At 33.4% G+C, this 20,903-nt stretch carries 19 protein-coding genes; 15 read left to right on the forward strand and 4 right to left on the reverse strand.

All coding sequences use genetic code 11. From position 1 onward, the window contains the following. Positions 1–4: 4 nt before the first annotated feature. Positions 5–406, forward strand: a complete 402-nt coding sequence (locus KHA90_RS19820) for a hypothetical protein (RefSeq protein WP_213305341.1) — start codon at positions 5–7, stop codon at positions 404–406. 80 nt (positions 407–486) lie between these two features. Here the strand turns inward: KHA90_RS19820 and KHA90_RS19825 are convergent, their stop codons facing one another. Then, complete coding sequence (locus KHA90_RS19825) at positions 487–1,680, reverse strand: DUF5009 domain-containing protein (RefSeq protein ID WP_213305344.1); 1,194 nt, start codon at positions 1,678–1,680, stop codon at positions 487–489. 115 nt (positions 1,681–1,795) lie between these two features. On the opposite strand from KHA90_RS19825, the gene KHA90_RS19830 reads away from it, so the two are divergent. After that, a complete protein-coding gene (locus tag KHA90_RS19830) occupies positions 1,796–2,533 on the forward strand; it encodes a tyrosine-protein phosphatase (RefSeq protein WP_213305347.1) in 738 nt (245 codons plus the stop codon). A 10-nt stretch (positions 2,534–2,543) separates the two neighbouring features. Here KHA90_RS19830 and KHA90_RS19835 read toward each other — a convergent pair whose 3' ends face one another. Further along, the gene (locus tag KHA90_RS19835; RefSeq protein ID WP_213305361.1) at positions 2,544–3,962 is read right to left on the reverse strand and encodes an undecaprenyl-phosphate glucose phosphotransferase; all 1,419 of its coding nucleotides are present in this window, start codon (positions 3,960–3,962) and stop codon (positions 2,544–2,546) included. Between the two features lie 145 nt (positions 3,963–4,107). On the opposite strand from KHA90_RS19835, the gene KHA90_RS19840 reads away from it, so the two are divergent. From KHA90_RS19840 to KHA90_RS19860, 5 genes are all read left to right on the forward strand, one after another. Then, the gene (locus KHA90_RS19840) at positions 4,108–5,073 is read left to right on the forward strand and encodes a T9SS C-terminal target domain-containing protein (RefSeq protein WP_213305363.1); all 966 of its coding nucleotides are present in this window, start codon (positions 4,108–4,110) and stop codon (positions 5,071–5,073) included. Between the two features lie 106 nt (positions 5,074–5,179). Next, positions 5,180–7,042, forward strand: a complete 1,863-nt coding sequence (locus KHA90_RS19845; protein ID WP_213305365.1) for an ABC-F family ATP-binding cassette domain-containing protein — start codon at positions 5,180–5,182, stop codon at positions 7,040–7,042. 108 nt (positions 7,043–7,150) lie between these two features. Continuing rightward, complete coding sequence (locus KHA90_RS19850) at positions 7,151–7,519, forward strand: four helix bundle protein (RefSeq protein ID WP_213305367.1); 369 nt, start codon at positions 7,151–7,153, stop codon at positions 7,517–7,519. A 75-nt stretch (positions 7,520–7,594) separates the two neighbouring features. Continuing rightward, positions 7,595–8,068 (forward strand): FKBP-type peptidyl-prolyl cis-trans isomerase, encoded by a 474-nt coding sequence (locus KHA90_RS19855; RefSeq protein WP_213305369.1) that lies wholly within the window; start codon positions 7,595–7,597, stop codon positions 8,066–8,068. A gap of 212 nt (positions 8,069–8,280) precedes the next feature. Beyond that, positions 8,281–8,823 carry a hypothetical protein gene (locus tag KHA90_RS19860; protein ID WP_213305371.1) on the forward strand — a complete coding sequence of 181 codons (543 nt, stop codon included), beginning with the start codon at positions 8,281–8,283 and terminating at the stop codon, positions 8,821–8,823. 116 nt (positions 8,824–8,939) lie between these two features. Here KHA90_RS19860 and KHA90_RS19865 read toward each other — a convergent pair whose 3' ends face one another. Continuing rightward, positions 8,940–10,490, reverse strand: coding sequence for an SDR family NAD(P)-dependent oxidoreductase (locus KHA90_RS19865; RefSeq protein ID WP_213305421.1), 1,551 nt, complete (start codon positions 10,488–10,490; stop codon positions 8,940–8,942). Positions 10,491–10,650: 160 nt separating this feature from the next. Between KHA90_RS19865 and KHA90_RS19870 the strand changes: the two genes are divergently transcribed. Continuing rightward, positions 10,651–11,442 carry an O-methyltransferase gene (locus KHA90_RS19870; protein WP_213305373.1) on the forward strand — a complete coding sequence of 264 codons (792 nt, stop codon included), beginning with the start codon at positions 10,651–10,653 and terminating at the stop codon, positions 11,440–11,442. A 58-nt stretch (positions 11,443–11,500) separates the two neighbouring features. On the opposite strand, the gene KHA90_RS19875 is transcribed toward KHA90_RS19870, so the two are convergent. Beyond that, the gene (locus KHA90_RS19875; protein ID WP_213305375.1) at positions 11,501–12,160 is read right to left on the reverse strand and encodes a DUF6565 domain-containing protein; all 660 of its coding nucleotides are present in this window, start codon (positions 12,158–12,160) and stop codon (positions 11,501–11,503) included. A gap of 297 nt (positions 12,161–12,457) precedes the next feature. On the opposite strand from KHA90_RS19875, the gene KHA90_RS19880 reads away from it, so the two are divergent. From KHA90_RS19880 to KHA90_RS19910, 7 genes are all read left to right on the forward strand, one after another. Then, complete coding sequence (locus KHA90_RS19880) at positions 12,458–13,144, forward strand: ABC transporter ATP-binding protein (protein WP_213305377.1); 687 nt, start codon at positions 12,458–12,460, stop codon at positions 13,142–13,144. Positions 13,145–13,274: 130 nt separating this feature from the next. Then, a complete protein-coding gene (locus tag KHA90_RS19885) occupies positions 13,275–13,844 on the forward strand; it encodes a cob(I)yrinic acid a,c-diamide adenosyltransferase (RefSeq protein ID WP_213305379.1) in 570 nt (189 codons plus the stop codon). 291 nt (positions 13,845–14,135) lie between these two features. After that, positions 14,136–14,357, forward strand: coding sequence for a DUF2795 domain-containing protein (locus KHA90_RS19890; RefSeq protein WP_007138072.1), 222 nt, complete (start codon positions 14,136–14,138; stop codon positions 14,355–14,357). Between the two features lie 87 nt (positions 14,358–14,444). Further along, a complete protein-coding gene (gene secA, locus KHA90_RS19895; protein ID WP_213305381.1) occupies positions 14,445–17,786 on the forward strand; it encodes a preprotein translocase subunit SecA in 3,342 nt (1,113 codons plus the stop codon). Positions 17,787–18,075: 289 nt separating this feature from the next. Beyond that, on the forward strand, positions 18,076–18,453 hold the full coding sequence (locus tag KHA90_RS19900; protein ID WP_244860461.1) for a hypothetical protein: 378 nt from the start codon (positions 18,076–18,078) through the stop codon (positions 18,451–18,453). A gap of 117 nt (positions 18,454–18,570) precedes the next feature. After that, a complete protein-coding gene (locus tag KHA90_RS19905; RefSeq protein WP_213305383.1) occupies positions 18,571–19,374 on the forward strand; it encodes an MbnP family protein in 804 nt (267 codons plus the stop codon). A 246-nt stretch (positions 19,375–19,620) separates the two neighbouring features. Next, positions 19,621–20,661 (forward strand): cytochrome-c peroxidase, encoded by a 1,041-nt coding sequence (locus KHA90_RS19910; protein WP_213305384.1) that lies wholly within the window; start codon positions 19,621–19,623, stop codon positions 20,659–20,661. Positions 20,662–20,903: the final 242 nt, after the last annotated feature.

Consider the following 20,903-nt stretch of genomic DNA (forward strand, 5'->3'; position numbering starts at 1 on the left):
AAACATGAAAACAAGACTTTTTCTTTCACTTTTCGTTGCCTTATTATTTTTAAATTTCGGCTACAGCCAAAAAAAATCTACACCTCAAAAAATAGATATTAACGGTGTTTGGGAAGATATTAATTCAGACGTTCGTAATGCTGTTGCAATTATATCTGAACAAAACGGAAAAGTTATTTTCTCGCATTATCTGGAATGGAAAGGTCAAAAATTTGTAGAAAGCGGTATCGGAAAACGAATTGGAAATACAATTGGTTATACCGTAGATGTGACTTTACCCATTAAAGACTGGGCAACGGCGGGAACACATACTTTAACATTATCCGAAGATGGAAATACGCTGGAAGGAACTTTTATAGACAATAAAAAAAGAACAGGAAAAATTGCGTTTAAGCGTGTGAGATAAAAAAAATTGTTTCAGGTTTCAGGTTTCAGGTTCGCACTAAACTTGAAACTTGAAACCTGAAACTTTTAAAACCTTTAATATTATAAATGCAATTGGATTTTATATTTATTGCACAACTTCATCACAAATAACATTATCGTTGAAAAAATAAGCGACCAGATAATTCCCGGAACACCTACACGAAAATACCCCGGAATAATATGAATTTGAAAAGCTTTGCAGAAATAATAAATTACGCCCGGCAAAATATAAATCAATAACGGATTTGCTGCTGCAGGCATAAAGAAATTACTCCATTTGGTGATTTTTTTAATTTCCATTAGCCAATACAAAAAGTAAAAGATAACAGTACAAATTGATGCCGAAAACATTGTCCATGACGGCGTTCCTTTTATTTTTGAGATTCCGAAATAAGGTCTTAATAAATACCCTGTTACAAAAAATAAAACAGCAAAACCTATTACTGCCCAATTTATTTTAGCTGCTACTTTTCGGTCAAAAAACAATAACGAAATTACTACTCCGGCAGCAACTAATGCCGCATGAGTTAAATGTCCCGCAATAAAACTCAACCACGACGTTTGCTGTATAAAAGATCCTTCGGTTAAATTGATAGTATTTGCTGCTACACAAATTACCAAAAAAGCAATCATCGCCCATAGTCGTCCGGAAACGATCCAATAATATACTACTGTAAATAGATATGCCCAACCAATTAAACCCAGAATTCCCCACCATTTTGGTGTCATTCCTATTTTACCTGTTTCTTCCTGAACATATAGAAAATAAAGCGCTATTAAAACTAACATTCCACCATATTGAAGCGTATATTTTAACCAAACAGGAAAATCTTTGGCATATTTGTTCCATATAGGAATTGGCATTAAATAAGCTAAAAGTCCCCAAAATACTGGTGTAATTATCATTTTTGTGGCATCATAACCATATTCGGCATTGACCATAAAAACACCAATAATTATTAAGGCAAAAGCTCTTTTTAAAGTATGTGTCCAAATTGTTTTAGTACTATCGCCTTTGAGTAATCTTGCATTAAATGCAAACGGAACTGACATACCAACAATAAATAAAAAAGCAGGAAAAACAACATCTACAAAAGTCATCGCATCAGCATCAGCCGGCATATGCCTTAGCCATTGCGGCACTTGTTTTATACTTGCAAGCTCATTTACAAAAATCATAATAAAAATTGTAATTCCGCGTAAAGCATCAATAGAAATGATTCTTTGATTGTATAAATTTTCTTTAATTCTCATAAATAATTATATTTTTAGCAATTTCAAATATAATATAATTATAAAATGCGCAGTTACAATTGTTACATTAAAATTTAATAATAACAAATCCTTTCCATTTATATACTTTTGCAACATGCTATCCTTCTTAAAATCCAAGCCCAAATTAAAAGATCTTTTATCTGATAATTATATCGATATCCATTCGCATTTATTACCCGGAATTGATGATGGCGCAAAAACTATTAGGGACACAATAAAACTGGCAAAAGCATTTGAGGAAATGGGCATTTCTCACGCTATTACAACGCCTCATATTAGTCATTATATCTGGAAAAATTCTCCGGAAATCATAATTGCTAAACATAAGGAAACTTCTATTTTATTGGATAAGGAAAATATCAATATTCCTTTTAATGTTGCCGCAGAATATTTTATGGATGATTGGTTCGAAAGTCATCTTCAAACCGAAAAACTTCTTACGCTAAAGGACAATTATGTTCTGGTAGAAATGTCATATCAAAATGCTCCAATACAGTTGTATAAAATTATATTTGAGTTACAAGTTGCGGGATATATTCCAGTTTTGGCACACCCGGAACGGTATTTATATTATCGAAAAGATTTTAATGAATATGAAAAACTAAAAAAAGCCGGATGTTTTTTTCAGTTGAATTTATTATCAACGGTTGGTTATTATGGAGAAAGAATAACTAAAACTGCCGAAGAACTTCTAAAAAAAGGAATGTATGATTTTACAGGAACTGACGTACATCATATGAAGCATATCGCCTCTTTTAATGAAAAAATCAAGATTGACAGTGTAGCAAATTTAAAGGAAGTGATTCAGAATAATCAGTTTTTTAAATTCTGATTAAACTTCATTAATAAGCGTTTTCTTCGCCTTTGAATATGTTGATGATTGTTTTTACAATGATTTTCATATCCAGCAAAAAGCTCCAGTTTTCGATATACCAAATATCATATTCCACTCTGTTTTCCATATCGCTTAATATTTTTGTTTCACCGCGAAAACCGTTAACCTGAGCCCAACCTGTAATTCCGGGTTTGGCATATTGACGCACTACATAATTATTAATCAAATCACTGTATTCTTTTACAACATTCATCATGTGCGGTCTTGGCCCAACAACAGACATGTCTCCCCAGAAAACATTAAAAAATTGTGGCAACTCATCAATACTTGTTTTGCGAATAAAAGCGCCAAATTTAGTAATACGGCTGTCACCTCTTTCTGTTATTTTATTATGAGCAAAATCATTTAAGTACATACTTCTAAATTTCAAGCATTTAAAAGATCGCTTATCACGACCTTCCCTTACTTGTTTAAAAAAAACCGGACCTGGTGATTCGATTTTAATAATCAACATTATTATGGGAAACAACCACGGAAAAACAAATAGAATTACTAAACTTGAAAAACAAATATCAAATGCTTTTTTCAACAATCTGTTTACAGGAAATTCCAACGGTTCTGTGCGAAACATTAATACTGCTGTATTTTCATAAAAAGTGACCTCGACTTTGCTGGCTTTTGTATACAATTGAAAATCCGGGATAAATTTGATTCGCACCATATTTTGTTCACAAATTCTGGTTAGCTCATTGATTATTTCGATATTATCAATATGTAATGCAACATACATTTCATCGACTTTTTTATCATTGACAAATTGCCTGATTGCATCAAATCCGCCTAAGACTAATTTAGGATCAACAATTTTATTTTCGATGGTTTCATCAAAAAAGCCTAAAAATCGATAACCGTAAGTTAAATCCTTAGCCAAAATTTTTCTGATTTTTTCTCCTGATTCATTGGCACCAACTACAATAAATGTTTTAAAATTATATCCTTTTGCACGAATGTATTTTAAAAGTTTCATCGATAAATAACGGGAAATCATTAATAACCCGAAAAAAATAAAATAAAAAGAAAGTAATCTAAGTCTTGAAATATCATTGTATTGTAAATAAACTACAAAAACCGAGATGATGGCAGCATGAATCACCAGCTTTTTTATTGTTCTTACTAATATAGATTCAATTGGCTCAACCCTTATGCTTCGGTTAGAATCATTTTGAAGTAATAAGGCTATCCATATTAAAATCGCCAGTAATGAGACTGTCTTTTCTTCTTTGGATAAAAGCATGTCTAAACTGCCAAATCTAGCCAATGCCGAAAGGATCGTCGCTAAATTTAACAATACCACATCTACGCCAACAAATAAAAGTTTAAAATAGCGTGAAAAACGGTAATGGGACAGTTTTTGTAAAAATTTCATATTTGGTATTTACGCTTTATCAAAAGAACAAAAATCAATTAATAAAATCGATGCAAAATACTACTTTAATTATATTTTCGATACTAATTAAATCTAATCTTTTAAAACTTTACTTTTATTGCATGCAAATTTAATATTGCAGACCATGATAAAAACTATTTTATTCTTTTGCCTGATTATATCATCCGGTTACGCACAAATTAAGGGATGTACAGATCCGCTTTCTCAAAATTACAATCCTAAAGCAACAATAAATAATGGAAGCTGCATTTATAAAAATGTTAAGATAAAGCCTGAATATTCAAATCAATTAAGCGATTCTATCAAGGAGACTTCAGGATTAATTGCTTTTGATAATTTATTCTGGACTCACAACGACGATCATGACAAAACGATTTACGGATTAGATTCGTTAGGAAATATTAGAAAGAAAATCATTTTGGAGAAAGTCACAAACCATGACTGTGAAGAAATTTCACAAGACAGCACTCATTTATATATAGGCGATTTTGGAAATAATTTCTCCGGAAACAGAACAGATTTGAATATTCTGAAAATAGAAAAAAAATCTTTTCTGGAAGGAAATCCCACTATTGAAACTATTTCGTTTCGTTATGCTGATCAAACTGATTTTTCACCGCAAAAAGGCAATACTACTAATTTTGATTGTGAAGCTTTTATAGTCTCAAAAGACAGTATTTATTTGTTTACCAAACAATGGAGTTCTTCTAAAACTACAATTTATGCTTTACCTAAAACAGCCGGCAATCACGTTGCACAGCTAAAACATACGCTGGATACAAAAGGATTGGTAACAGGAGCGACGTATTTAGAGTCAAAAAAATTAATTGCACTTTGTGGATATTCTAAAATGGGAAAACCGTTTTTGTATCTTTTATATGATTTCAAAGACAATGATTTTTTATCCGGAAACAAACGAAGGATCACTATTAAACTTCCTATTATTCAAATTGAAGGCATTGCGACAAAAGATGGCTTACACTATTATGTAACGAATGAAGCATTGGTTCGAAAACCTATTATCAATGTCCAGCAACAAATTCATCGGTTTGATTTAAGTCGTATTTTGAAATCCTATCTCCATAAATAATTCGCAAATGGCAATATAATAGCTTACTTTTGCAAAAAGTTATGTTTTGTAAATCATTCATAACTTATAATTTATAACTCATAATTTATAACTCATAATTTACAAAGTGAATTACTTATCTGTAGAAAATTTATCGAAGTCGTTTGGCGAAAAAACGCTGTTTGACAATATCTCGTTTGGAATAAACAAAGATCAAAAAATTGCTTTCATTGCCAAAAATGGTTCGGGAAAAACAACCATTATGAGCATTATTAACGGTTTAGAAGAACCGGATACTGGTCAGGTGGTCTTAAGAAAAGGTATCAAAATGGCTTTTCTTTCTCAGAGCAACAATTTGCAGGAAGAGTTGACTATTGAAGAAAGTATTTTTGCATCTGATAATGAGACTTTAAAAGTTATTGAGAAATACGAAAAAGCACTTGAAAATCCAGACGATGAAGAGGCATATCAAAAAGCTTTTGACGGAATGGACCAACATAATGCGTGGGATTTTGAAACGCAATACAAGCAAATTCTTTTCAAACTAAAACTGGAAGATTTTAAACTGAAAGTAAAAAATCTTTCAGGTGGACAAAAAAAGCGTCTTTCATTAGCGATTATCCTAATCAATCGCCCTGATTTATTGATTCTGGATGAGCCAACCAATCACCTGGATCTTGAAATGATCGAATGGCTGGAAAGTTATTTTGCCAAAGAAAATATTACGTTGTTTATGGTTACGCACGACCGATTCTTTTTAGAGCGTGTTTGTAATGAAATTATCGAACTTGACAACGGAAAATTATACCAATACAAAGGAAATTATTCTTATTATTTAGAGAAAAAAGAAGAAAGACTTACCTCTGAAAATGCAAGTGTTGATAAAGCAAAAAATCTATTTACAAAAGAATTAGAGTGGATGCGCCGTCAGCCAAAAGCGAGAACGACAAAATCGAAATCGCGTCAGGATGATTTTTATGTAATTAAAGAAAAAGCACAAAGCCGTCGTCGCGAAAACAAGGTTGAACTTGAAATTAATATGGAACGTATGGGAAGCAAGATTATCGAGCTTCACAAAATCTCCAAGAAATTTAAGGATCATGTCATTCTGGACAATTTTAGTTTTGATTTTCAACGTGGAGAACGCATTGGAATCATTGGTAAAAACGGAACTGGGAAATCTACTTTTTTAAATCTTTTAACGGGAACACTTCCATTAGATAGTGGTCGCGTAGTAAAAGGTGAAACGATAAAAATTGGTTATTACACACAAACCGGAATCAACCCGAAACCAAATCAGCGTGTAATTGATATTATTAAAGAATATGGAGAATTTATTCCGCTTGCAAAAGGCAGAATGATTTCGGCTTCGCAATTATTGGAGCGTTTTCTTTTTGATGCGAAAAAACAATATGATTTTGTAGAAAAATTAAGTGGTGGAGAATTAAAACGTTTGTATTTATGTACGGTTTTGATTCAGAATCCTAACTTTTTGATTCTGGATGAGCCAACGAACGATTTAGATATCGTGACGCTAAATGTCCTTGAAAGTTTCCTTTTAGATTATCCTGGTTGTTTACTTGTTGTATCTCACGACCGTTATTTTATGGATAAAATTGTCGATCACTTATTTGTTTTTAGAGGAAATGGTGAAATCGAAAATTTCCCCGGAAACTATTCTGACTTTAGAGCTTATGAAGATAGTTCTGAGGTTGCTCAAAAAGAAGAAAACAAAGCAGAGAAGAAAGATTGGAAACAAAATAATCCAACCGGAAATTTAACTTTCAACGAGCAAAAAGAATATCAAAAACTGGAAAGAGAAATTAAAGATTTAGAAATCGACAAAACTAAAATCGAACAATTATTCTCTGAAGGGAAAGTTGCGGATGCTGATATTGACAAAAAAGCAAATGAATTACAAAACATAATCAATAAAATAGATCAGAAAGAAGAACGTTGGTTTGAGCTTTCGGCTAAGATTGAGGGGTAGTTTTAGTTTTTCAGTCGCAGTGACAGTTTTCAGTCTTTATGCAGAATATTTTATCCTGCAAAGTAGTATTTTTCCTGTTTTTTAATTATCCTTGTGAAAAATTAAATAATGGATTTCAAAGAATTATTGGCTTATAAAAAGTCATTTGAACTTGCAATGGAAATATTTCAAATATCAAAGGCATTTCCTAAAGAAGAAAAATTTTCACTAACTGATCAGATAAGGCGATCTTCAAGAAGCGTTTGTGCAAATATTGCAGAATCATATCGAAAGAGAAGATATGTAAATCACTTTATAAGCAAATTGACTGATAGCGATGCTGAAAATTCTGAAACTAATGTTTGGCTAGAATTTTCACTAAAATGTGAATATATAAACCAGGAAAAATTTGATCTTTTAAATAGAAAAAGTGCTGAAATTGGAAAACTTATTAATTACATGATTAACAATCCTAATAAATTTGGATGCAGTATTTAATATCAAAGCAAAACTGAAAACTGACACTGAGACTGAAAACTTTATTATATTAGCTCTTTTAAAAATCCACATTTCATGAAATACATTTTAACTTCATTATTAGCCTTAACACTTTTTATCTCTTGTAATAGTGACAAAGAAAAAAGCAGTGAACAACAAGAAACAGATTATACTGTTGAAAACGAAAAAGAAATCACAGATTATATCGCTAAAAACAAACTAACAGCTGTAAAAAGCGATACTGGTTTGTATTATGTAATCAACGAACCGGGAACCGGAAAACAACCAACAGCAACATCAAATGTAACTGTAGTGTATAAAGGATATTATTCTAACGGAAATGTATTTGACCAAAGTAAACCTGAAGGACTTTCTTTTGGATTGAATCAGGTTATTAAAGGCTGGACAGAAGGTATTCCTCATTTTAAAGAAGGCGGAAGCGGAATTTTATTAGTGCCTTCACATTTAGGTTACGGAAGTTTTGACTCTAATGGAATCGCAGGCGGTTCTGTACTTATTTTTGACGTTAAATTAATTAAGGTCAACTAAATAAATTACAAAACAACTCATCTTAATAAAAAACCACAACAGAATTATATTTTTGTTGTGGTTTTTTTCATTTAAACTAAAAACAGCATTCGATTCTAAGAATAACAAAAATTCCACATGTAATAAATTGAAAAAATTATGTAAATGATACTTCATTTGTTTTCCGAGATTTGTGTAAGTGAAAATGAATTCACAATTAACACATATATAAAATGGAAAATCTAAATAACCCAGACGGAACTAAACGTCAAATACTTACAGGAATGTTCACAGATCGTGAAAGCACAGAAAGAGCGTACAACACTTTACATGACAGAGGATATACAAAGGACGAAATAAACCTTATCATGTCTGATGACACAAGAAAAAAACATTATTCAGATAAACACGATCATTCTGAATTAGGAACAAAAGCAGCTGAAACTGCTGGAACAGGATCTGCCATTGGCGGAACAATTGGAGCTATCGTAGGAGTTGTTGCAGCATTAGGAACAAGCCTTGTTATTCCTGGATTAGGATTAATCATTGCTGGTCCTTTAGCAGCAGGTTTAGCTGGTGCAGGTGCAGGTGGAATCACAGGGGGTTTAATTGGTGCTTTAGTAGGATCTGGTATTCCAGAAGAAAGAGCAAAAGTTTACGAATCAGGAATTAAAGATGGTCACGTTGTATTAGGAGTTCATACTCGTAATGACGAAGATGCTGAATATTTTGAAAGAGAATGGAAATCAAATAAAGGAGAAAACATTTACCGTTAATCCCCCTAATTTTTCAAAAAGAAAAACCACAACAAAATTTATTCTGTTGTGGTTTTTATGTTTAAACTGTGACTGAAACAGAGACTGAGACTGAAAAATGAGACTGAGACTAAAAATTACCAAGGAATTGGATTATAATCTTTCAGGAATTTTCCGCACCAATGTTTTCCTGTATTAATTCCGTCAAACAACGGATCCATAACACGTGCCGCTCCATCTACAATATCTAATGGCGGTTGAAAATCCTCCAGTTCTTGTTTTTTCTTAGCTAATTCGGCAGGATCTTCGTCAGTTACCCAACCTGTATCAACGGCATTCATAAAAATACCATGTTTTGCTAAAGTTCCGGACGAAGTATGCGTTAACATATTCAAGGCAGCTTTTGCCATATTGGTATGTGGATGACGATCTTCTTTAAAAAAACGATGAAATTTTCCTTCCATTGCCGAAACATTTATAATGTGTTTTTGTCCCGTATTATCTTTTTTCATTACTTCCGAAAGTCGGTTACATAAAACAAAAGGCGCAACAGAATTTACCAACTGAACTTCAATCATTTCCGTAGTTTCGATTTGACCTAAGCGCAAACGCCAGCTATTGGTTTTTCGCAAATCAACTTGTTGTAAATCGGCATCAAGTTCTCCTTCAGGAAAAACTTCATTTGCCACTAATGCATTATCAAAAGAATACGGGATCTGAGATAATTTGGCAGAAGCCCTCAAACCAATTCCGGGTTCAGGTCCGTGCCACGTAACCGGCATATTCTCGTTAGAAGAAGCTCCGCTTGTCAGCATTTTTAATTCATCCAGGCAATTAAGATGATCTAATAATAATTCCTGCGCTTGTTTTGGTAGTGCGCTTATTGGCAATTCTTCATTTTCCATTAAATGCGAATAAAAACCAGCCGGACGCCTTACAGTTTGAGCAGCATTATTAATCAGAATATCTAAACGTTCGTATTTTTGTTCGATAAAATTGCAGAAAATCTCTACACTGGGAATATGTCTTAAATCTAAACCATGAATTTTTAAGCGATGTCCCCATTCCATAAAATCATATTCCTTAGCAAAACGCAAAGCCGAATCTACCGGAAAACGAGTTGTGGCAATAACAGTTGCTCCGCCACGCAAAAGCATCAATGTAATATGATAACCAATTTTTAAACGAGAACCTGTAATAATGGCAACTTGCCCCTTTACATCAGCAGTCTGGAAACGTTTTGCATAATTAAAATCGCCACAATCTGTACACATTGTATCATAAAAGTGGTGCATTTTAGTAAATTCAGTTTTACAGACGTAACAATTTCTTGGTGTTTCGAGTTCTAATTGCTCTTTGTGCACAAGATCATTAAAAGCTAATAATTTAGGCGCAACAAATATACTTGCTTCACGCGCATAACGAATTCCGGTTTCTTTACGAGCGGTTTTGTCTTTTTTCTCTTTTTTACGTTTGGCAGCTTGTAAACCATCTTTAATTCTTCGCGAAAACTCACCTTTGTCTGGTCTGGAAAACATTCCGGCTTCTTTGATTAAAGCAATTCGTTGTTCTTTCGGAATATCAAATATCTGATCTGTATTCGTATTCAATTGTGCCAAAATAGCAATGCATCGATTAATTTCTTCAGAAGATATCGTACTTCTATCTTCTATTTCTTCCTTCAACATCATAAAAAACGTATTACTATTAGCTTAAATTTAAAGTCCGCAAATATAGTCTTTTTAAAAGTCTAAAGTCGTAAAGTCAAAAGTCATAAAGTAATACATATCTCTAAACTTTCCGCCTTTGTACTTTTTTGTATCTTCGCGCTCATATGCAACTATTAATATGCTATTTCAGATAAAATCCTATTTAAAATTTCTTTGGAAATCTAAAAACGAACACGGAGTACATTCTCCTTTTGTTTTTAATTTATTGACAAAATGTTTTTATGATAAAAAATCAAAGCCTGAATATTCAATTTTAAAAAATTACAGAAAATCTCTTTTAGAAAATAAAAATTTTATTGATGTAACTGATTTTGGTGCAGGTTCAAAAGTTTTTAAATCAAATAGAAGACAAATTTCTAAAATTGCCAAAACAGCAGGGATTTCGCCAAAACGTGCTGAATTACTTTTTAGGGTTACTGACTATTTTCAGCCAAAAAATATTCTGGAAATCGGAACTTCATTAGGTTTGGCAACTTCTGCTTTAGCATTAGGAAATATAAATGCTAAAGTAATTACTTTAGAAGGCTGTCCGGAAACTGGAAATCAATGTCAATTGCAATTTCAAAAATTCAATTTCAAAAATGTTACTCCCGTAATAACTGAATTCGAAATTTACCTTCAGGATATTAAACTGAGACTGGAAACCGAGACTAAAAACTTTGATTTAATTTATTTCGACGGTAATCATTCTAAAAAAGCAACTTTAGCTTATTTTGATCTTTTATTAACTACAATAACAAATGACTCTGTCTGGATTTTTGATGACATTCATTGGTCCCCAGAAATGGAAGAAGCCTGGGAAATAATTAAAAAACATCCAAAAGTAACTGTAACGATTGATACTTTTCAATGGGGATTTGTGTTTTTCAGGTATGAACAGGAAAAAGAACATTTTGTGATTAGGGCATAAAAAAAAAGACAATCATCGCTGATTGTCTTTTTTAATACTAATTCAAATATTTACCAAATTATTTTTTGGCATCTTTATTTTCTTCAGATTTAGCACCCATTCTGTTAACAGTATACATTGGTGCAAATTTCAATTTTAAACCTGCAATTTTTCTATTATCTTCAGATGTTAATCCTTCTTTTTCAACTGTATTTTTACGGCTGTCAAGTGCTTCATACATCAATTTTACTTCATCCCAATCTTCACGAGAATATTTATCTTTATTATCCTCTACGGTATGAACAAATTGTTGGTACACACTATGAATATTTTTAGCGTTTACCCAGTCAAAGTTCATGTCATCGCCAATTTTTCCTTCACCAAATAAGGCGTTTCTCAATTGTTGCTTTGGGCTTGCAGCTGGAGGGGCAAAAACGGTGGTCATTTCATTTTTAAATTCTTCATACTTGATTTTACTCGCATTTATTTTTTCTGTTGCTGCTGTATTGTCTTTAACGTCAGCAAGTGCAGTTTGAGCTTCTGCAGCTCTTCTGTCGTACTCAGCGTCAACATTTTTCCAATCTGCTTTCAAATCGTCAGCTTTTACATTTTTTACTGAATCGACGTAGGCTACATAAGAGTCGATTGTTTTTTGAGCTTTCTCTTGTTTTTCGTCTTTACAAGAAGTTAAACTTAGTGCAATTAATGCAATTCCCGATAATAATTGTATGTTCTTCATAATTTTGCTTATTTAATATTACATCACAAATATAGTTAAAAATTCTAATAATCATATATTATTATCAAGAAATTAATACTAATTATAAATTTAATTTAATAAAAAACACAAAATATGATAATTATGTAAAAACAATTCACAATCATATAACAAGTTTTTCATTGACTATAATATCTTTTTTTAGAAGATTAAAAAAGTTCCTGTAAATGCTGGGATCTGTAACAAAAATCAATTTTATGCTACTTATCGTTTATTGAAAAGTGTTTTGTACTTTTAAATCCAAAATTGTAAATCGAAATGGCAAATCCATTAATTAAAATAACCAACATCAAAAGAGATTTTGTATTGGGTAACGAAATTGTCTATGTTTTAAAAGGTATAGATTTAGAAATCAACAAAGGCGAATACGTAGCTTTAATGGGACCGTCAGGATCTGGAAAATCAACTTTAATGAATTTATTAGGTTGCCTTGATACACCAACTTCAGGACATTATGTATTGAACGGAAAAGATGTGAGCCAAATGAAGGATGATGAGTTGGCAGGAATTCGGAACAAAGAAATTGGATTTGTATTTCAAACCTTTAATCTTTTACCCCGCACAACTGCTTTAGACAATGTCGCTCTACCTATGATTTATGCCGGATATTCAAAATCTGAGCGTAACGAGCGTGCGATTGAAGTTTTAAAGCAAGTAAATCTCGCTGACAGAATGGATCACCAACCCAATCAACTTTCCGGAGGACAACGTCAGCGTGTGGCAATTGCCCGTGCCTTGGTCAACAAACCTTCGATTATATTGGCCGATGAACCAACCGGAAACTTAGACAGTAAAACCTCTGTAGAAATCATGAAGCTTTTTGGTGATATCCATGAACAAGGAAATACAGTAATATTAGTAACACACGAAGAAGATATCGCAGCTTATGCACACCGCGTAATTAGGCTAAGAGATGGCTTGATTGAAAGTGACACAACCAAATAATTGTAGATTTGTGATTTTAGATTTTAGATTCCTTCTGTAATTTATACTTTGTAATTTAAATCGATTAATACAATTTTAAGATTCCAAATATTAAATCTAAAATCAGAAATCTAAAATCTAAAATGCCAAAATGAAAGTATATACAAAAACAGGAGATAAAGGTACCACAGCTCTTTTTGGAGGCACGCGCGTTCCTAAAGATCACATACGAATTGACAGTTATGGAACCGTTGACGAATTGAACTCTTATATAGGACTCATTCGAGATCAGGAAATCGATTCACATTATAAAACGATTTTAATCGAAATTCAGGACCGTTTATTTACCGTAGGCGCAATTTTAGCAACTCCTGCAGAGAAAGAAGTTTTAAAAAACGGAGAATTAAGATTAAAAAATCTCGGAATCATAGATACTGATATCGAATTATTAGAAAACGAAATTGATAAAATGGAAGAAAGCCTTCCGCAAATGACTCATTTTGTATTACCGGGTGGACATCCAACCGTGTCACATTGTCATATCGCACGTTGTATTTGTCGCCGTGCAGAGCGTTTGGCAGTACATTTAAGCCACAATGAACACGTTCCTGAAATTGCAATCATGTACTTAAACCGACTTTCTGACTACCTTTTTGTCTTGGCACGGAAGTTGTCGTTTGACTTAAAAGCGGAGGAAGTGAAATGGATACCGAGAAAGTAAACAGTTTACAGTCGCAGTCACAGTTTTACACTGAAAACGGCGCTGAAAGCTGAATACTTTAAAAAGAAGTAAAACAGTCGCAGTTTTCAGTTTTCAAACTGCAAACCGGAATCAAAAACTGGATACTAAAAAACACAGCAATCATTAACAAATTTCAGTTTTAAGACTGAAAACTGGCACTGAAAACTGTAAACTAAATAGAGACGTTCTTAAATTTTATTAAAATAAATCAAATTTTACTTGTCTTTTTCAGTAAAAAATTTATTTTTGCACAAACTAAACAGATAACAGATGTATTGGACATTAGAATTAGCATCTTATTTAAGTGATGCGCCATGGCCTGCTAACAAAGATGAACTTATAGACTACGCCATTAGAGCTGGTGCTCCATTAGAAGTAGTAGAAAACCTTCAGTCAATTGAAGACGAAGGAGAGATATATGAATCAATGGAAGAAATTTGGCCTGATTATCCAACAGACGAAGATTATCTTTGGAATGAGGATGAATATTAAAAAATAAACCAAAGGAAAAAGTCTCATCACAGAGACTTTTTTTTTGGTTCAAATACACATTTACATATAATAGAAATACAATAAATCATGAGTTTCATAAACAGTATTATAAAAGTCTTTGTAGGTGATAAATCACAAAAAGATGTCAAAGCTTTACAGCCCTATTTAACTAAAATTAAAACATTCGAAACTAGCTTAATGAGTTTGTCTCATGACGAATTAAGAGCCAGAACCGCATATTTTAAAGAAAAAATAAAAGAAGCCAGAGCGGATAAAGATGCTAAAATTGCTTCGCTTAAAGCGGAAGTAGAAAACATTGAAGACATTGACAAAAGAGAAGATCTTTATGATGCTATAGATTCTCTTGAAAAAGAGGCTTATGAAATTTCAGAAAAAACTTTATTAGAAATTCTTCCTGAAGCTTTTTCTGTTGTTAAGGAAACAGCGCGTCGTTTTAAAGATAATTCTTTCATTGAAGTTACTGCAACTGCAAAAGACCGCGAACTTTCTGCAACTAAATCATACATCGCTATTGAAGGCGACAAAGCAAGGTGGGCTAATAAATGGAATGCTGCAGGTAAAGAAATTACCTGGGACATGATTCATTATGATGTTCAGTTAATTGGTGGTATGGTTTTGCACGAAGGTAAAGTTGCCGAAATGCAAACGGGTGAAGGTAAAACTTTAGTGGCTACATTGCCACTTTACTTAAACGCTTTGACAGGAAACGGAGTTCACTTAGTAACTGTGAATGATTACCTGGCAAAACGTGATAGTACATGGAAAGCACCTTTATTTGAATTTCATGGATTAACGGTTGATTGTATTGATAATCACCAGCCAAGTACAGAACAAAGAAAAAAAGCATACGACGCTGATATCACTTACGGAACCAATAACGAATTTGGGTTTGACTACTTAAGAGATAACATGGCACATTCGCCAAGCGACCTTGTTCAAAGAAAACACAATTATGCAATTGTCGATGAGGTCGATTCTGTATTAATTGATGATGCAAGAACACCACTTATTATATCAGGACCGGTTCCTCAGGGAGATCGTCATGAATTTAATGAGCTGAAACCAAAAATCGAAAACTTAGTAGCGCAACAACGTCAGTTAGCAAATGGATTCTTATCTGAGGCTAAACGATTAATCAAAGAAGGAAACACTAAAGAAGGTGGATTCTTATTATTGAGAGCTTACAGAAGTTTACCTAGAAATAAAGCGTTAATTAAATTTTTGAGTGAAGAAGGAATTAAACAATTACTTCAAAAAACCGAAAATCAATACATGCAGGATAACAATCGCGAAATGCATAAAGTTGACGAAGCTTTGTATTTTGTAATTGAAGAAAAAAACAATCAGGTTGAATTGACTGATAATGGTATTCAATACCTTTCAGGAGATACAGATCCGGACTTTTTCGTACTTCCGGATATCGGAACTGAAATTGCAGCGATCGAAAAACAAAAACTGGATAAAGACGGTGAAGCAGAAGCTAAAGAAAGATTATTCCAGGATTTTGGAGTAAAAAGCGAGCGTATTCACACCCTTACTCAGCTTTTAAAAGCGTATGCTCTTTTTGAAAAAGATGTAGAATACGTGATCATGGACAACAAAATTATGATTGTCGATGAGCAAACTGGTCGTATCATGGATGGTCGTCGTTATTCTGACGGATTACACCAGGCGATCGAAGCTAAAGAAAATGTAAAAATCGAAGCTGCTACACAAACTTTTGCTACTGTTACATTACAGAATTATTTTAGAATGTACAGCAAATTAGGCGGTATGACAGGAACAGCGGTTACAGAAGCTGGAGAGTTATGGCAGATCTATAAATTAGACGTAGTTGAAATCCCAACAAACCGTGGTATGTTGAGACAAGACAAAGAAGATTATATCTACAAAACTACACGTGAAAAATTCAACGCTGTAATTGAAGATGTTACTCAGTTATCTAATGCAGGAAGACCAGTTTTAATTGGAACAACTTCTGTAGAGATTTCAGAATTATTAAGCCGAATGTTGAAAATGAGAGGCGTTACACATAACGTTTTGAATGCAAAAATGCACAAACAAGAAGCACAAATTGTTGAAGAAGCAGGTAAAGCCGGTGTTGTAACAATTGCAACAAATATGGCTGGTCGTGGTACCGATATTAAATTATCTCCAGAGGTAAAAGCTGCCGGAGGTTTAGCAATCGTGGGTACAGAGCGTCATGATTCCCGTCGTGTTGACAGACAGTTACGTGGTCGTGCAGGACGTCAGGGAGATCCGGGAAGTTCTCAGTTTTATGTTTCTCTTGAAGATAACCTAATGCGTTTATTTGGTTCTGAAAGAGTAGCAAAAGTGATGGACAGAATGGGACTTCAGGAAGGTGAAGTTATCCAACATTCTATGATGACTAAATCTATCGAACGTGCTCAGAAAAAAGTAGAAGAAAACAACTTTGGTGTTCGTAAACGTTTATTAGAATATGATGACGTTATGAACTCTCAACGTGAAGTAGTATACAAACGTCGTCGTCACGCCTTATTTGGTGAGCGTTTGAAACTGGATATCGCCAATATGCTTTATGATACTTGCGAATTGATCGTAAGCAACAATAAAATAGCAAATGATTTCAAAACGTTTGATTTTGATTTAATTCGTTATTTCGGAATTACATCTCCAATTTCTGAAGCAGATTTTACAAGATTATCAGATATTGAAGTTACAGGAAAAATATACAAAGAAGCTCTGGCATTCTACACTGAAAAAACAGAAAGAAGCGCAAGAGAAGCTTTTCCAATTATTCAGGGAGTTTACGAAGAGCCTAATAACCAATTCGAGCGTATCGTTGTTCCGTTTACTGACGGAATCAAAACGCTAAATGTTGTAACAGATCTGAAAAAAGCTTATGATAGCCAAGCTGCTCAATTAATCGCTGATTTCGAGAAAAACATCACCTTATCTATTGTTGATGAAGCATGGAAAAAACACTTACGTAAAATGGACGAATTGAAACAATCAGTTCAATTAGCCGTTCACGAACAAAAAGATCCATTGCTTATTTACAAATTAGAAGCATTTAATTTGTTTAGAGGAATGTTAGACAACGTTAATAAAGAAGTTATTTCATTCTTATTCAAAGGTGATTTACCAGCTCAAAACGTTCCTGAAATTCACGAAGCAAAAGAAGTTCGCCAAAAAGAAAACTTCAAATTAAGCAAAGACGAAATTGTAAACAGCGAAGACATCAACCGCGAAGCTGGAGAAACACAACAACGTCAGGTTACAGAAACTATCGTGAGAGATATGCCAAAAATCAACCGTAATGATACTGTAACAGTACAAGAAGTTGCAACCGGTAAAACTGAAGAAATGAAATTTAAAAAAGCAGAAACTTTAATCGCTTCTGGCGCTTGGGTTCTTGTTAAATAATAATTTACAGTATTCAGTTTGCAGTCACAGTGTTCAGTTTTGAGACTTTGCCTATAAATAATTAAATCCAACCCGACAGCTTTAAAAACCTGTCGGGTTTGTCTTTTAAAAAGTTTCCTGTTTCAGTCTTCAGTCACAGTTCACATATTGTGCAGAAAACTGTAACTGTGACTAAAAACTAAGACTACGACTAAGAGTATAAGAAGATTTTTTTATGTTAAATGACAAAAATCATAATGATTAAAAATTATAAACTGTATTTTTGCTGCTGAAATAACGAAATTTACTTTTGAAGAAGTTTTTTATCATATTACTTTCCTGTATGCTTTTAGTGCCATCATTTGGCAACTTCTTTGTTTACACATCATTCAAATTAAATCAGGACGAAATTTCAAAAACGATTTGCGTACAACGCAAAATGCTTTTTAATTCCTGTAACGGTCGATGCGAACTTCAAAAAAGTTTAAAAAAATACGCCGATAACGAAAAGAAAATGCAAAACAACCTGAAGGAAAAATCAGAAGTTGTTTACATTCAAAACACAATCACACCAAAATTCAAATTAGTAGCTCCAATAGTTTCTAAAGCAAAACTTTTTGCAATTTTAGACAAGAAACCTATTTCGGTTTCAATTGCTACTTTTCGTCCTCCCTCCTATTTTATATAATTTTTTAAATCACATTTCAATTTTTTATTGTAATGAATATTTCGTTGTTCCTAAAACAATGAAATCGTGTTTACGCACATCCAAAATTTAAAATTTCAATTATATAAAATTCATAAAATGAAAAATACTTTATACAAAGCATTCGCTGTTGTAGCAATTTCTATAGCAATAAGCTCATGTTCAAACGACGATAATAAAAACGATGTTTCAGGATCAGGAAGTTTAGTACTGGAATATGACAACGGTTTTGGTGCAAACGACTTGATTTTAAACACACAAGGCAACACAACTTCAAACAACGAAGTATTAAAAATAAGCCTTGTAAAATACATCATCAGCAATGTAGTTTTAACAAAAGCTGACGGAACTATTTTTACTTACCCAAAAAGCAAAAGCTACTTTATTGCAGACGAAAGTTCAGCAGACGGACACGAATTTAAACTTACAGATATTCCTGCCGGAGATTACGTAAAAGTAAAATACGGAATTGGGGTCGATGAAGAACAATGGAAATTAGGCGCTGCCGGACAAGGTGATTTTCTTGCAAAGGCTAATGATGCCGGAATGTTGTGGTCTTGGGCTGCTGGATATAAATTCTTTGCTTTAGAAGGTACTTTTACATCACCAACTGTTACTACTCCTACTCCTTTTATGATTCACACCGGGAAAACCGGAACGGATTATAATTATACTGAGGTGACGCTGGATTTACCAACAAAAGCGTTGGTTCGTACTACGATTACACCAACCATTCATTTCAAAATCGATTTATCTAAAGTTATTGACGGAACCAACAAAATCAAACTTTCAGACAACAACGCAGGCGGAATGGGTGCAATGATTATGGGCGGTGCAAACCTGCCATTAATTACGCAAAACATCTCGGCTATGTTTAAAGTAGACCACGTACATAACGACTAAATTTATTTTAAGGAGCACAAAATTTCGGTTTACCAGAAATAACGTCCCGCTTTCCGCTTCAATCTTTTTATCCGCCGCGGCGGACAAAAAGGATTTCCACTGCAATCGGGGCTAAACCAGAACTTTTTGTACTTCTAAGAAATCAAGGAGCAATCACAAAGAAATTTTAATGCCATTGTAATTTGTGCAAATTCGTACAAGTAGTGGCGAAAAATATGTTGTCTTGCTTTTTATAAACTTAAAATCATGCTGAAAATAAAATATTTTCTATGGCTGATGCTTCCGTTGTTATGGAGTTGCTCTGATCAGGATGACGAATATGTAAACATTACTTTAGAATTTACTGTTCCGTCAAACTTTCCTGCATTAGCGTACAATATTACACAGAATCCGCCAACAGAAAAAGGATTTGAACTGGGCAAAAAACTTTTCTACGACGGACGTTTAGCGTCTGACGGAATAGTTTCCTGTGGGTTTTGTCATATTCAAGCCAACGCGTTTACTCATCACGGACATACTGTAAGTCATGGCGTAGACAATGCTCAAGGTACCAGAAACACACCATCGATTCAGAATCTAGCTTACCAAACTACATTTATGTACGACGGAGCTGCAGATCATTTAGACTTGCAACCCATAATTCCGTTAACGAATATTGTAGAAATGAACGGCAATTTGAACAATATTCTAAAAATGATGAAAGCGGACAAGGATTACCAAAAATTATTTGGACAAGCTTTTGATGATGGCGCAATTACCACCGAAAATATGCTGAAAGCTCTTTCGCAATTTATGGTTATGGTGACTTCATCTAATTCAAGATTTGATAAATACCGACGTAATGAATCAGGCGGAACTTTGACAAGTGAGGAATTGGCAGGATATGATTTATTTAAATCAAAATGTGCTTCGTGTCATGCGACAGATTTACAAACTGATAACTCATTTCGTAATAATGGTTTGGCTGTAAACCCAATGGTAAATGATGTTGGACGTTACAGATTGACAGAACTCGCTGTAGATTATTACAAATTCAAAGTGCCAAGTTTACGAAATGTAGAGGTTTCAGGACCTTATATGCACGACGGAAGATTTGGAACTCTCGAAGGTGTTCTGGATCATTACGCAAGCGGAATAGAAAACTCAGCAACTCTGGATCCGATATTAAAACAGAACGGAAAATTTGGGATTGCACTTTCTGAAACGGATAAAAAACAAATTATAGCTTTCCTGAAAACACTCACGGATAATCAATATTTGACAGATAAACGTTTCTCGGAATTTTAAAATTAGCCCACGGGTTTTACGGATTATACTGATTAACGCAGATTAAATGCAATTGAAATCATATTTAAAAAAAAACATTTTAATCCGTGTAATCTGTGGCACAAAAAAACATAATAAAAACTGGATTTCTAGCCCCGATTGAAGTGGAAAGCCTTTTTGAAAAAAGACCTTATTTTTCTTGAGTTTATAAAGCGACCAACGGAAGCTTTGTAAAACTTATAGAAAAATGGGATTTTGAAAAA

This window comes from Flavobacterium psychroterrae (assembly GCF_018380615.1).
GTDB lineage: Bacteria > Bacteroidota > Bacteroidia > Flavobacteriales > Flavobacteriaceae > Flavobacterium > Flavobacterium psychroterrae.